Annotated in this window: 14 protein-coding genes; 5 read left to right on the top strand and 9 right to left on the bottom strand. The window is 33.7% G+C overall.

All coding sequences use genetic code 11. The features are described 5' to 3' along the window. Window positions 1-55: 55 nt before the first annotated feature. Window positions 56-637, bottom strand: coding sequence for a hypothetical protein (locus tag ACSVH7_RS04170; protein ID WP_438065438.1), 582 nt, complete (start codon window positions 635-637; stop codon window positions 56-58). Then, a complete protein-coding gene (locus ACSVH7_RS04175; RefSeq protein WP_438065439.1) occupies window positions 631-1,470 on the bottom strand; it encodes a hypothetical protein in 840 nt (279 codons plus the stop codon). The genes ACSVH7_RS04170 and ACSVH7_RS04175 overlap by 7 nt, the downstream gene beginning before the upstream one ends. 385 nt (window positions 1,471-1,855) lie before the next feature. Here ACSVH7_RS04175 and ACSVH7_RS04180 point away from each other — a divergent pair, with 385 nt between their 5' ends. Then, window positions 1,856-2,320, top strand: a complete 465-nt coding sequence (locus ACSVH7_RS04180) for a hypothetical protein (protein WP_438065440.1) — start codon at window positions 1,856-1,858, stop codon at window positions 2,318-2,320. A 238-nt stretch (window positions 2,321-2,558) separates the two neighbouring features. On the opposite strand, the gene ACSVH7_RS04185 is transcribed toward ACSVH7_RS04180, so the two are convergent. Further along, window positions 2,559-3,326, bottom strand: coding sequence for a sulfite exporter TauE/SafE family protein (locus tag ACSVH7_RS04185; RefSeq protein WP_438065441.1), 768 nt, complete (start codon window positions 3,324-3,326; stop codon window positions 2,559-2,561). A gap of 483 nt (window positions 3,327-3,809) precedes the next feature. Between ACSVH7_RS04185 and ACSVH7_RS04190 the strand changes: the two genes are divergently transcribed. Further along, on the top strand, window positions 3,810-4,331 hold the full coding sequence (locus ACSVH7_RS04190) for a hypothetical protein (RefSeq protein ID WP_438065442.1): 522 nt from the start codon (window positions 3,810-3,812) through the stop codon (window positions 4,329-4,331). Between the two features lie 43 nt (window positions 4,332-4,374). On the opposite strand, the gene ACSVH7_RS04195 is transcribed toward ACSVH7_RS04190, so the two are convergent. Beyond that, the gene (locus ACSVH7_RS04195; RefSeq protein ID WP_438065443.1) at window positions 4,375-6,438 is read right to left on the bottom strand and encodes a M1 family metallopeptidase; all 2,064 of its coding nucleotides are present in this window, start codon (window positions 6,436-6,438) and stop codon (window positions 4,375-4,377) included. A 349-nt stretch (window positions 6,439-6,787) separates the two neighbouring features. Here ACSVH7_RS04195 and ACSVH7_RS04200 point away from each other — a divergent pair, with 349 nt between their 5' ends. Together ACSVH7_RS04200 and ACSVH7_RS04205 are read left to right on the top strand one after the other, a co-directional pair. Further along, a complete protein-coding gene (locus ACSVH7_RS04200; RefSeq protein ID WP_438065444.1) occupies window positions 6,788-7,525 on the top strand; it encodes a diphthine--ammonia ligase in 738 nt (245 codons plus the stop codon). A 576-nt stretch (window positions 7,526-8,101) separates the two neighbouring features. Next, window positions 8,102-8,362: a hypothetical protein gene (locus ACSVH7_RS04205; protein ID WP_438065445.1), complete on the top strand. Its 261-nt coding sequence runs from the start codon at window positions 8,102-8,104 to the stop codon at window positions 8,360-8,362. A gap of 188 nt (window positions 8,363-8,550) precedes the next feature. Here the strand turns inward: ACSVH7_RS04205 and ACSVH7_RS04210 are convergent, their stop codons facing one another. The 3 genes from ACSVH7_RS04210 to ACSVH7_RS04220 form a co-directional block, all read right to left on the bottom strand. Continuing rightward, on the bottom strand, window positions 8,551-9,087 hold the full coding sequence (locus ACSVH7_RS04210; RefSeq protein ID WP_438065446.1) for a GNAT family N-acetyltransferase: 537 nt from the start codon (window positions 9,085-9,087) through the stop codon (window positions 8,551-8,553). Further along, on the bottom strand, window positions 9,074-9,235 hold the full coding sequence (locus tag ACSVH7_RS04215; protein WP_438065447.1) for a hypothetical protein: 162 nt from the start codon (window positions 9,233-9,235) through the stop codon (window positions 9,074-9,076). The genes ACSVH7_RS04210 and ACSVH7_RS04215 overlap by 14 nt, the downstream gene beginning before the upstream one ends. 173 nt (window positions 9,236-9,408) lie before the next feature. Next, window positions 9,409-9,648 (bottom strand): hypothetical protein, encoded by a 240-nt coding sequence (locus ACSVH7_RS04220; protein WP_438065448.1) that lies wholly within the window; start codon window positions 9,646-9,648, stop codon window positions 9,409-9,411. Window positions 9,649-9,759: 111 nt separating this feature from the next. On the opposite strand from ACSVH7_RS04220, the gene ACSVH7_RS04225 reads away from it, so the two are divergent. Beyond that, window positions 9,760-10,005, top strand: coding sequence for a hypothetical protein (locus ACSVH7_RS04225; RefSeq protein ID WP_438065449.1), 246 nt, complete (start codon window positions 9,760-9,762; stop codon window positions 10,003-10,005). A 26-nt stretch (window positions 10,006-10,031) separates the two neighbouring features. Here the strand turns inward: ACSVH7_RS04225 and ACSVH7_RS04230 are convergent, their stop codons facing one another. Continuing rightward, window positions 10,032-11,396, bottom strand: a complete 1,365-nt coding sequence (locus ACSVH7_RS04230; protein ID WP_438065450.1) for a hypothetical protein — start codon at window positions 11,394-11,396, stop codon at window positions 10,032-10,034. Continuing rightward, window positions 11,393-12,781 carry an McrB family protein gene (locus ACSVH7_RS04235; protein ID WP_438065451.1) on the bottom strand — a complete coding sequence of 463 codons (1,389 nt, stop codon included), beginning with the start codon at window positions 12,779-12,781 and terminating at the stop codon, window positions 11,393-11,395. Before ACSVH7_RS04235 ends, ACSVH7_RS04230 begins: the two co-directional genes overlap by 4 nt. Window positions 12,782-12,819 lie beyond the last annotated feature (38 nt).

Genomic DNA, 12,819 nt, shown 5'->3' on the forward strand with positions numbered 1-12,819 from the left:
ACTACAATCTATCATCAGAATATATCCAAAAACAAGAATAAACATGGAGCTAACATTACTCAACTACATCAATAACCTCAATTTGATACACATACTTTAAGTATAAAAAGAAAAAAGCCAATGAAAGAAACAATATCGCCAAACCAATCACCCCTGTGTTAATTTTTAGACCGCTTTGCGAAATTTCAATATTGGTGTTTTCGGTATTGACCTCTGCCATTTCCCCTTTTGGCTTTACAATGTTAGCTTTTATTTGCAATTCCGTGAGCTGAAACTGCTTGTACGAAAGTAGAAGTCCCATCAATACAATAAAAATCACCAACATAAAAATAATAATACCACTGTAAAACTGCCAAGCAAAACTGCGCTGTTGGTGCATCATGTCAAAATCGTATTTTTTCAACTGTCGTTCAAATCGGATCGAATCTTGACGCGCATTACCCGTTGCGACCACTACAGGTAGTTCTAATTGAGGTGGCCCTTCTAGAATTGCTTTATTTTGTTGTAGCGAATCATACGAGGCTAAAAACTCTGTGACCACATTATCCTTGGTTTCGGGTGCTTTTTTTACTTGTCCAACAACAACAACTGTATTTAAAAAAAGCAACCACAAACCACAACGAAACAACTTTACCATAACATGCTATATTTTTTTTTAAGAAATTCAATATATCGAATCCTTAAGTTAATTTTTTCATCAATCGTCGGAGCACGATACGCTTTCTTTTCAATTTTCATATAATCTGCTACCACATCCCTACTTATCTCAACACGTTTTATAGCAGGACTAAGATTTTTTGAAATCCATTCCAATAAATCATCCGCATAATTTTGTTTGTGCTGCGCTGTATTCAAAATAACTTTAGGCGAATAGGAAGGAAATCGGAGCTTTGCTATATTACTCTCTAGAAGCGACATCGGAGTTAATGGTTTCATTTGAAAAACTACTTTTCCTTTTTTAATCATTTTAAAAAGAGTAGGATACCGCTTTTTTAGAATCGGATCTTCTTGCCTTAAAGCCAACCCAATATCTTCAACGGGATACAGCTCATGATCATAATTAGTAGACTCATTAAGATAAATTGTAATGGGCCACGAACGCCCTAAGGGAGGGGCTTCAAAAAGCGACCATTGATCATAACTACCAACATCATATTTGTTTAATGAAACCCACGGTTCCACCTCTACCTTATCAGGCATAAGCCCCAGTTCGAGTTGATCAAAAATCTTTTTATAGACTGCTTGTCTAATACAAAACTCACCAAGTAAATTCAATTGCCTTTTTACGTTTCGAAGCTTTAAGTACTGTTGACTATTCGCATACTCCAAAACATTTATTTGTGAATATAAATTTTCCATGGGATCAAATGCATTAATGCTATCCAACAGACTACGCAAGTCATTATCTTTTGTTTGCGAATACAGTGGAACTGACGATAAGAACAAAAAAGCAACTATCCATACTTTCATAATGAGTTAATTTAAGAGTGAAAAAACATCGGTTATGAGAAATACCATGACAACATACAATAATGACCAGATATACAAAAAACACATAAAACACTACTAATCAACACTTTCAAATATACAATATAAAATTCATGTACAACGGAAAATCCTTATTATTACTACTGACGAGCCTTTAATTCCACCTAATTTCACGCTGCGCAAAAACAATAACTTGCAGCAGCGTAATCCAATCCGAAAAACGTTACTATATGGAATTCAGCACCGCTGCGAACCTTTTCCTAACGACGAATACCTGCCAATAAAATATTTTATAAAAACAAATGGAGATTTAAGTGATTAAATTTCGTAAATTAGGGCTTAAAACCCATAACTAACAGTAAAAAACATGAAAAACAACATCTTGATGTGCACAATCCTCTCTTGTTTAGGATTGGTGAGTTGTAAAAAAGAAACAGAGCCCGCAAAAAAAATTGATGAAACCCCTGTTTCAGTAGCCTGTTATCAAGCGGTCTACGAAAAAGACACCGCCATCTTGAAAGTGAATACTTTAAAAGACGGAAGTATTGCCGGAGATATGGTCTTGAAAGAATTTGAAACTCCAACCAAAGAAGGGACTATTTCAGGAAAATTTAGTGGAGACACCCTACTAGTGGATTATTCCTTTATGGTAGGACCTACTGATAAAACAATCTTTAAAAACCCATTGGCATTACTTAAAAAAGGCAACGAACTCATTCTTGGCAATGGTAAAATCGAGACGTATTTAGGTAAAACATATTTTGTAAAAGGCCAACCCATCGATTACGAAAAAGTAAAATACAAATTCACTAAAATGGATTGCAAAGAATAGTTGAATCAAAAAAAATCAGCAGGGCTTTCGCTTTTAAAAATTTTAGCTACGAATTACACTAATAAATCACGAATTTCAAGAAAGTGGAAAAACTTTGATCGCAGCTTGGCTAACTTTTTTTACCGCTGATTCGCTGATTTTCAAAGATTAAAAAAAGTGTTAGATAGAATTAGTGACCACTAGTGTAATTCATCGCTAACTTTTTAAAAATAGAATTCCTAAGAGTCAGTTCTCCTTTTTATGCATAAAAAATGGCATATGCAAATCGTAGTAACGTAGCAATCACTACTACCATAAAGAAAATGCGAATAAAGCTATTGCCTTTTTGAATGGCTAACTTAGCGCCTAACCAACCGCCAAAAGCATTACTCGCCGCCATAGGCAAAGCGATCGCCCAAATGATTTTACCTTTAAGCATAAACAAGCAAATAGAACCAAAATTAGTCGCCAAATTGACCATTTTAGCATTGGCCGAAGCATGAAGAAAATCAAAACCCATAATAGCAATAAACGCTACCACTAAAAAACTACCGGTTCCTGGCCCAATAAATCCGTCATACATACCTACTATGAAACTAATAGAAACAGCATTAATCAATTGACGCTTTTGCGAAATTTGCTTAACAATATGCTGGCCGAAATTTTTCTTAGCGTAAGTATAGACTACTAAAAACGACAATACTACCAGTAAAAGTGGTTTCATAAAATCATTACTCACATAGGTCAACAAAGTCGAACCCAAAAACGCCGAGGGAAAGGCCAATACCATCATGATAGTTAGCAATTTCCAATCTAAAACTACTTTTCGCATATATTGAAAAGCGGCAAAAGAAGTCCCACTAAAAGCGGGCACTTTTAAGGTACCAATTACCGTTGCCACAGGTAAACTTGGCAACAAAATCAAACCCACTGGTGTTTGAATAAGTCCACCACCACCTACAATTGCATCTATAAATCCTGCCGCAAATGCTGCCAAACAAAGTAAAAACAAAATTGATAACTCCATGTATGATTAAGGATTTTGGGTTGCAACAAAAATAATGGTATCAAATGGTTATACCAATCGATGGAAGACGAATTTTTAAAACTTAAAAATTTTTAAAAGTCTGTTTTAGAATTCACTTTTATAAAAAAAGGGAGTCACAAATTTCAAGAAAGTGGAAAAACTTTGACCGCAGCTTGGCTAACTTTTTTTACCGCTGATTCGCTGATTTTCAAAGATTAAAAAAAGTGTTAGATAGAATTACACCAATGGGCACTAATTTTCATAGAAATCGAAGTTGAATATCGTAAATTCCATCAACCTTACTAATTCTTGTCATCAAGACATTATAATCCCCAATTTATTAGTGAATACGTAACGGAATTTCTAAATGCGAATACCCCAAAAGTCAGCGCTATTTTTTGGACAATGGGGCAAAAAATTAAAACCTAGAAGCTTCATAAGGTTCAAAAAAGTTTATTTTTGTGCCCAAACCTAATTATACTTATGGACGCAACAAGAATTATAGAACTTGCTAGTTACACTTTACCTGCCCTAATCACTGGCATAGTCGCTACTCAATTTTTTAAATTACATACTAAAAACGAAGACAAACGTCGCAGTTATTTATTACATCGAGAGGCTCAAAAAACTGCATTACCCCTCCGCCTACAAGCCTATGAGCGCATGACCTTATTCTTAGAACGCATTAATTTAAACCAACTATTGATTCGTATTGCACCCAATTCTACTCAAAAAGAACCCTACGAGCAATTGGTTATTGCACATATCGAACAAGAATTTGAACACAATTTGACACAACAAATTTACATGTCAAATGAATGTTGGAATTTTATCATGACTGCCAAAAACGCCACAATTCAAATGATTCGCATAGCCGCAAAAAAAGAATCAATTACCAATGCACAACAAATGCGGGAATTGATTATCAATGATTTATTAGAAAAGCAATCTCCTAGCCATGCTGCATTGGCTTATATTAAAAATGAAGTGGGCGATTTGTGGTAATTCCTCAAGGGCGATTTTTGGACAAAATTCCAAATAGGTTCTATTATTCTGCCAACAATCGTGCTAATTGTAGTTTTTCGGATTCGTTTAATTGAGGTAAAAGTTGTTCCAAATTGGTTCTCTGAACAGGGTCTTTGAGTAACTTTCGAATGGCTGTTCGTCCAAACTTAGAGAACTGCCACATGTGATGCGTAGTGGCATTGACCAAATTTTTCAATACTTCTGGAGTAATCAATTGAAAACCTAGCAAAGTTTCTAATGCATTTTGGCGCGTACTCGCTTCAAATTCAGTGGACGAATACGAAATCAACTCTTGTATCAAAACTTTAGGTGTCGCACTATAATCTTTTGTATTCAAAGCCAATCCCAACCATAAAATTCTTAAATTATAATCGTTAAACCCTATCCAATTTTTCGTTTGATTTAAGTAACGTGCACGATCATTCTCGAAAGTATTCCACAAATGAAACAAAGCAATTTCTTGGGTTTGATAGGATGCTTCGTTAAGTAACGTTTCATATTCAAATTTAAATTCTTCTGGTACTTTAGGAAATAGATACGCTATTTTCTGACGAAGAGATCGATTATTGGCAGTAAAAGCAATCGCAATCAAATCTCGAATATCGGCATAAGACTCCTTTTGCAATTGCGTCAAAATACTTTCTTTTACCGAAAAATATACCTCCGACTCTAAAATTTCTCTAAACATAATTTTCTTTTCCGATAAGGGCTTGTTCCGAAGTTCATCTACTTCCAGTTGTATCTTACTACTTTTATTTTTTACTAATAATTCATTGGCTTCTATACTATTAAATCTATAATCTTCAAGCCATACTTTAGAAAAAGTTTTGGTGTCAAAATCGGCTACTTTTTCGATCTCCTGAAGAAAATCAGCTGTAGTTACTGTTTGAAAAGCATATTTTTTCAAATAATTTTTCAACCCTTTTTTGAAAGCAACATCTCCAATTTTTTGATGCAAAACAAATAAGGCCCAAGCTCCTTTTTCGTAAAACGTCAATGAACTCGCTTTGGCATTCAAAACCGGAATTGTATCTGTTCTAGAAGCAAACTTCAATTGTTGTGCTTTCTCATGCAAGTAGCTATAGAAAAAATCGTCACCATAAATTTCTCTTTCGGCCAACAAGGCAAAATAAGTCGCGAAACCTTCTTGCAACCAATGATGCTGGCTTGACTTAGCCGTAATCATATTTCCAAACCATTGATGCGCCAATTCATGAGCGTTAACATTGGTATATTTTCGATCATAAAATCCAATCGAATCCACCACATAACGAGTCAAGAAAGTAGTAGCAGTAGTGTTTTCCATTCCGGCATACAAAAAATCGCGTACAGGCACCTGTTTATAGATTTTCCAAGGATACTTCACTCCGATTTCTTTTTCCAAAAAATCAAAAATGGAAACCGAATAACGGTAGGTCGACTCAAAACGATCTTTATTTTTAGGTTCTAAATACCATTCCAAAGGGGTTCCTGCTGCGGAATGCCCCTCTTTTTTTTCAAATTTACCAATAGCCATCATCAACAAATAGGAACTCATGGGCTTTTGCATCCTATACTTCCAAACGACAACGCGATTAGCAACGCTTTTCTCTTTTAAAATCCCGTTTGACAGTACTTGATAATTTGAATCAAAAGTAATATCCAAATTGAAAATTACTTTTTCATTAACGTCGTCAAAACTCGGAAACCAATGACTGGTATATTTCCCTTGTCCTTGTGTCCAAATTTGAAAACCATCCGTTCCTGCCGTTCCTACAAAATACAGGGCTTGTTTAGGTTGTGCTTCATAAGAAAATTGAAGCGTGTGCTTTCCCTTTTTGAACTCAGCTATCAAAAGTAATTGCTCTTTGTTAGCAACATACGGTAATTCCTTTCCATCCCATTTTACCTGAGTAAAACGCATTGTTTTTGCATCAATTTTAATCGTATCAACAGGCTGTAACACCTCACATTCATAGGCTACATTTCCAGTAATAGATTTGGTGTTTGCATTCAATTGTAACTGAGCAGTAACCGATTTAAAATCCACAAATTGGGTTTGCTGTGCAAAAAGTAAGGAGCTAAAAAAAAGAAAAAAATATTTCATAGAATCAAGACTGCTGAGAATTTGAACTTCAAAATTACAAAGCTACAACCTATCCATCGAATAAAATAGAATTCTATTAGGCATTCCATGAAGAAAAAATGAACTATACTTACAATACGAAAATCAAAAAAAATGAAAACATTAAGAAAGTAAGAAAATAAAGTCAAGATGTTTCAAAACTACATTGAATGGCTGCCTAGCAAAAAAACACAAAACTTACAGTTACAACAAATAGTTATGTTTGCACAATTTCGCAACAAAACCAAATTGCAAATAAAAAATATTTTTAAGCTACACATCAGTGAGACTAAATCCGAAAATATACTAAGTTTACACCCAAAAAAAATTCTTGAAAACTAAAGCCCTTTTTAACTGGAGCAGTGGCAAAGATTCTGCCCTTGCATTATACAAAACACTACAAAATCCCGAATTTGAAATCGATTGTTTAGTAACAAGCGTCAATCAAAAGCACCAGCGAGTTTCCATGCATGGTCTGCGTGTGGAACTACTGCACCGTCAAGCCGAAAGCATAGGATTACCGCTTGAAATTGTGGCCATTCCAGAAATGCCTACCATGGAAGCTTATGAAGAAGCCATGCGGGCTAGTATAGCGCCTCTAGTAAACAAAGGCATTACTCACTCCATTTTTGGTGATATTTTTCTGGAAGATTTACGCAGTTACCGCGAAAAACAATTGGCTTCAATCGGCTTGCAAGGAATTTTCCCGCTTTGGAAAATACCCACTAAAGATTTACTACAAGAGTTTTTGCAACTCGGTTTCAAAACTATTGTGGTTTGTGTGAGTGAACGGTATCTGGATCAAAGTTTTGTAGGTCGTGTCATTGACGAACAATTCATACAAGATTTACCCGAAAACGTGGATATTTGCGGTGAAAATGGTGAATTTCACACCTTCACTTTTGATGGACCTCTATTTTATAAACCGATTCTTTTTGAAATTGGAGAAGTCGTGTACCGAAAATATGAAAAACCTGAAACTACAGACTCGTCTGATACTGCTTGCGATACAAACACCATTGACGCCTTTGAGTTTGGATTTTGGTATTGCGATTTACTCCCAATATAACGATTGAATTGATTTAACCCAGATTGTACCGCTTTTTAGCGATAAAAAAACGAAAAAGGTACCCTCTTAACGGTATGTAATCCTTTGCTACAAAATGAACCGAATTGTCTAGCTTCTCATATTCGAAATTGTAGCAACGATGCATGGTTTCGCCCTTCTTTTTTTCTTCAAGAGCGGCGAGATCTTAAGTTGTTGGCAATATAAGTTGTAGTATTTAATTCCAATTTCGACTTACACAATTTCGTTAATAATTTACCAATCAATATTCTCGCTAAGACACAAAGGCGCAGTATTCACAGAGCTTTCTTTGCGACTTTGCGGCTTTGCGAGAAATTAATATGGAGCATGGCACTATTATTAATTTCAAACAAATATAAATCACGCAGCCAAGCGTTAAATAAAAGTTAAAAAAAAGGATCCTTTTTGGTTATGTTTTAAGAAAAAATTAGTAATTTGCATCCTAATCAACTTATAAACAATTCATTACACTAAATCGATTATCTTTCTACCTCAACGAAGTAGGAACAAGCATCAAGAGCCATAAAATGGTAAGAATCTTAACGAATGGCAGCCATTATGAACTTAAAAAAAATACTATTTACCGCTTTATTGACTGTAGTGGTGATTTATGTAATATCTGCGATGGTACTTTTAGTTTCCAGTGGTGGCCCAAGCAATCTATGGCAAGCATTTAACCCATTGTACCAGCATGAAACCTGGATGTTTGTCTTTAGTTGGTCACTCAATGATTGGGGTATACCAGTGATGACGCTGCTTTGGTTTTTACTTTTTTATGCCATTTTCCAAATTGTAGACAAAACCTTTTTCGACGAATAACAAGCTACTTTGCTTGACAAGTAAGCTTCTCTTCTCTTGGAGACCTTTTTTTTAAAAATTTATCCTACTTGGAAAAATGAAGAGCAAAATAATTTTTTAATGATTTTTTTTATTATCAAATGCTCAAAATCAAACATTCGAAGAAAATTTAAGTGCTTATCATTTTAAAAATCAAAAGCATACTAAATTTAACAAATACTTTGAAGGTTAAAATACATTAATCGAGTATCCGATTTTTTGTCTTTACTGGAAAGGTATTTGAACCCCATCTTTTCATAAAAAGGCAATGACTTTTTGTATGCATCAACCGTAATGAATTTACAACCTGTTTTGTTGTTGTTTGTGAACGTTCCCTTGGTATAATCAATAATCATTTTTCCAAGTCCTCCAATTTGGGATTCTATATTTACAGCGAGCCTTCCGATTTTAACAGCTGGATAGCTTTTATGACCTCCTTTTTCAGAAGGGAGGTGAATGCCAATTCTCTCTATAAACTTTGCTAAATTGCCATCAAGATCAGTGTGAGATATTTTGTCATTGAGGTAATTAAAATAGGCAAGTGTCTTTGCATCGTCCTGAATAATATAAGTTACTGCAATTAATTCTTTTGCATATTTTTTTGCATCTTCAAAAAGAAAACCGTTTAAATCTGTGTCTCCACAATCAAACGGCAATATTTCTGTATCAGCTTCTAATCTGATTAATTTGATATTATTGTACTCCAAACGAGGCTAATTTCATTAAGGTTTGATAATTCTTGTTGATCTCTTCTTTTTCTTTTTTAGATACTTTTTTTACTTCTTTGTTTTCTTTTACAAATGTATCAGCATCTTTACCAGTTAGAAAAGGAGTTTCTTTAATTGGTTTTGCCATGATTTTTAAATTTAGTTTTTGTAATGTAAAAGTTTGAGTGCAAATGTACAAAACTATTTCAATGATAATTTTAATTTTTTTTGAGCACCATAATACGCTCTCAAAATAGATAAAACAAACAACGCTTCTCTGGGAATGGAGAAGCGTTGTTTGTTTATTATTAATTATATATTCTATTCAGGATAATGAATAGCAAAATAATTTTTCATTGCCTTTTCCATAATAATTGTATCCAATTCAAGTAACTTCTTTTGAACATCCCAACCTTCAATCAACGCTTCATCGTTGGCATCAATTACTTCACCCTCAAGTTTTCTCAAAAGAATAGCACTCAATAAAATAGTGTCACAGGAGTAAAAATTTGGATAATATGCCTCTATGAATGAAAAGTAACATTGAGTATGGATAGTCATAAGTTAAAATTTTATGAGTATAAAAGATATTTTATTCTAAATCAAATTGATTTTAATTCACCCTAAAAATAAAAAATTCCATTGTATATTTGCATACAATAAATATCATTTATGGAAAAATTAAATACCAAACAAGTCATAGAAAAAATAAAAGCAATAGAACCCAACGGAATAGAAGTTAGACTACAAATGGGCATTTTAACATTAACTAAGGCAATTTACTATAAAAAAAACATGGTGTATTTATTCTCAATAGACGAAGTCTTTAAATTTAATATAGATAGAGGTATGAAAAAAAAATATTTCTTAGAAAAACATTCAAATTGGATTTGGCAAATTGAACAAATAATAAGTTAGTTGGGCTAACTAAAAGTAATTTGGTTTTAAACCTTAACTTCCAAATTATTTAATTGGTTTATTAGCAATAACTTTGCCTCATTGATGCTGTCTTTTTTTAAAGGTATACCCATTACTAAAATTGTGTTTGTGACTTCGTTAATTCCGTTCTTGTATCTTATTATTTTCAATTCTAATTGGTCTGATGGATAACAAAGAAACCCATATTTAAAGTCTGCCTTACTAAAAGAAGTATAGGCCATAATTTGGTGCAAATCATGTCTGTGGTCATCTTTCAGAGTTTCGCTATTGTCGAACTTATTGTAAAGATTTGATTTGTATTTTGCATCAATGAATACCAATAAGCTTTCCTTTTGATAAATAGCGTCTGGTTCAATGTGTTTTAATTCCCATGAAAAATGTTTTGAAGTTCTGGAGTGGAATTTGAAATTTGCAAATAGTTTACCTCCAGTCTCTTTCGCAACTGCTTTGAAAATATATTGAACGAATTTTTCAAAAACATCTGAGAAATCCACTCTCCAAGCTGTACTATCAATCAAATTAAAGTTTAGAATTTTATTAGCTTGTTCTTTACATATTTTTACTGTTGGGCTGTCAGATGATTTGGTATCAATATTATTTGTGGCTTTGGGTTTATGATGATACAATTTTTCTTCAATGAAACTCAGCTTTACCCGAATTGTGTTTTTTATTCTGTGTGGTGTGTTGGAAGAAAGCAATTCGTTTTTACAAATGTCAAATACATATCGTACTTCCGCATATTCGCTATGAAACTCACTCAAAATGTTTTTTCGGGTTGGAAACTTTAAACGATTTTCAATTTTGTATTCGTTGTTAATGTATTTGTTCCAATTGATTTGACCAGAAGGTTGGGTAGATATTTTTTCGTTATTGTCAAACTTACGCCAGGGTCTTGATAGTAATTCTTCAAGAGAAGCAATGAATTTTACTGCTTCTAAATATAATGGAGGTCGGAAGTTTCTTCCAGAAGCAAGAGGTAGGCTGTCAATAACTTCAGGGCTTATTTCTGTGCCAAGTAAATTAAGAATTTCAATATAGTCTTCAAAACGGTCACGACCAGTAAACCTGGGCATAACAACAAAATCGCCTATTTGTTTTCCAGTATCTGATGCTCTAAGAGGAATTGTGCCAATGAAGTTGGATGAACGAAATGTCAATGAGGTGTTTTGGTCAGAACCAATAATAATAGGTTGCACACCTATGAATTTAAATTGTGATGAATTATAGTCTATAAACTTTTGTAAGTACTGACCAACAATTCTTTTATCTGCCGATTTAAACCATTTTTTTTGCAAGGCAATTCCACTTAACTGTCTTGATTGTTCAGTTAAGCATGGCACTTCACAAAAAACATCTAATGGTTTACTCATTCAAAAAGTGATTTATTTATTCGTATTGAGAAATAATTATTGAATTCTTCTTTTGCATTTCTAATCAAACCTTCTTGCAAATATTCTTTTATCAAAGGGAATAATTCATACATGATACGGTTTGTCATTTCCTCTTCACTGTCTGCAATAAAATAGCCTTGGCCTGGTTGAAGTGACAATTCATTACTTGAAGCGTACCAGTCGAAAATCTCTTGAATTCTTGAAAAATCCTCCTTGAAGAATTGCTTTGAAATAATCGCCTTAGGTTTCAATGTGAACCAAGCAAATCGTCTACGTAATGCAAAATCAACAACCGCCAAACTTCTGTCAGCAGTATTCATTGTAGCGATTACTGAAAAATTATCTGGAAGTTTATTAATCTTAAAACCTGGAGAAATTTCAATTTCAACATTTGATTTATCCATCTTGTGTTCAAACAAATAGAAAATAGGTCCTAAAACATTTGAAAGATTTGCTCTGTTTATCTCATCAATTATTAAAAGAACTTTTTCATTCTCGTGTTCCCTTGCATACTTCAATGCTTCAGTGAAGACTCCTAAGTTTTCTTTGTAACTAAGGTCTTTGTTACTAAGGTCTGGTCGTATACCATAAATAAAATCTGAAAAACTAGTTTCTGCATGAAATTGTGTGAAAAATGTTTTTGCTTTTATCTTTTCAGCTACTTCTTTTGCTGTTCTTGTTTTTCCTGTTCCCGGTGGTCCTTGAAGTACAATATATTTTCTTTCACTCAATAGACTTTTTATTTCTTCTGCTTCATCTATTATTTCAGCTTTAAAAAATGGATTTAAAGCTTCAGAAATTGCTCTTCGATGGTCTTTGTTCGATGGCCAATCTCTAAGTTTAGCATAAGCAGCTACAAACGCAGCAACTACTTTCTTACCTTCTTCACTTTCAGGGTCTTCTACAATTTGGCAAGCGGGTAAAACTTTTGTATAAGTCTTAATTGTATTTTTTATGTGTTGTAGGTCTTTGATTCCAGTGATTGCTTTTGGCAAACTTGTTTCTATGTCTGAAAAGTCAGACTTACAAAACCCTTTTTCATTAATAAGTTTTGAAAATAAACGTCTTAATCCTGGATAGGTAGCAAGTTCATAATCATTTTTAAAACCACTAGAGCCAACACCCAGACAAACTAACCAAGGACTACCTTGGTCATTTGGAAAAATAGTTAATGAAAAGTCATGGAATGGTCCCGAAGCTTCTTCTTCTGGATGAATAAAACCAAAATATGCTCCGTTGTCTTTTAAAGCTTCATGTCCTGTGTTGTTTCTCTCAACAAAAGGCTTATTAAATTCATTGTCAGTCTTGGCACCGAACTCTTCGGCTTTCTGTTTGATGAATTGTCTGATATTTTCAATCTTCATTTTAATATGGATTTGATGAGCTATTTTTATAATCTATA

Source organism: Flavobacterium sp. TSSA_36, from assembly GCF_051547165.1.
GTDB lineage: Bacteria > Bacteroidota > Bacteroidia > Flavobacteriales > Flavobacteriaceae > Flavobacterium.

Excerpts from the sequence above, each read along its gene's own strand:
- ACSVH7_RS04220 (WP_438065448.1), bottom strand. The coding sequence starts at position 9,648 with ATGACTATCCATACTCAATGTTACTTTTCATTCATAGAGGCATATTAT.
- ACSVH7_RS04235 (WP_438065451.1), bottom strand. The coding sequence starts at position 12,781 with ATGAAGATTGAAAATATCAGACAATTCATCAAACAGAAAGCCGAAGAG.
- ACSVH7_RS04205 (WP_438065445.1), top strand. The coding sequence starts at position 8,102 with ATGAACTTAAAAAAAATACTATTTACCGCTTTATTGACTGTAGTGGTG.
- ACSVH7_RS04230 (WP_438065450.1), bottom strand. The coding sequence starts at position 11,396 with ATGAGTAAACCATTAGATGTTTTTTGTGAAGTGCCATGCTTAACTGAA.
- ACSVH7_RS04185 (WP_438065441.1), bottom strand. The coding sequence starts at position 3,326 with ATGGAGTTATCAATTTTGTTTTTACTTTGTTTGGCAGCATTTGCGGCA.
- ACSVH7_RS04170 (WP_438065438.1), bottom strand. The coding sequence starts at position 637 with ATGGTAAAGTTGTTTCGTTGTGGTTTGTGGTTGCTTTTTTTAAATACA.
- ACSVH7_RS04215 (WP_438065447.1), bottom strand. The coding sequence starts at position 9,235 with ATGGCAAAACCAATTAAAGAAACTCCTTTTCTAACTGGTAAAGATGCT.
- ACSVH7_RS04195 (WP_438065443.1), bottom strand. The coding sequence starts at position 6,438 with ATGAAATATTTTTTTCTTTTTTTTAGCTCCTTACTTTTTGCACAGCAA.
- ACSVH7_RS04225 (WP_438065449.1), top strand. The coding sequence starts at position 9,760 with ATGGAAAAATTAAATACCAAACAAGTCATAGAAAAAATAAAAGCAATA.
- ACSVH7_RS04180 (WP_438065440.1), top strand. The coding sequence starts at position 1,856 with ATGAAAAACAACATCTTGATGTGCACAATCCTCTCTTGTTTAGGATTG.
- ACSVH7_RS04190 (WP_438065442.1), top strand. The coding sequence starts at position 3,810 with ATGGACGCAACAAGAATTATAGAACTTGCTAGTTACACTTTACCTGCC.
- ACSVH7_RS04175 (WP_438065439.1), bottom strand. The coding sequence starts at position 1,470 with ATGAAAGTATGGATAGTTGCTTTTTTGTTCTTATCGTCAGTTCCACTG.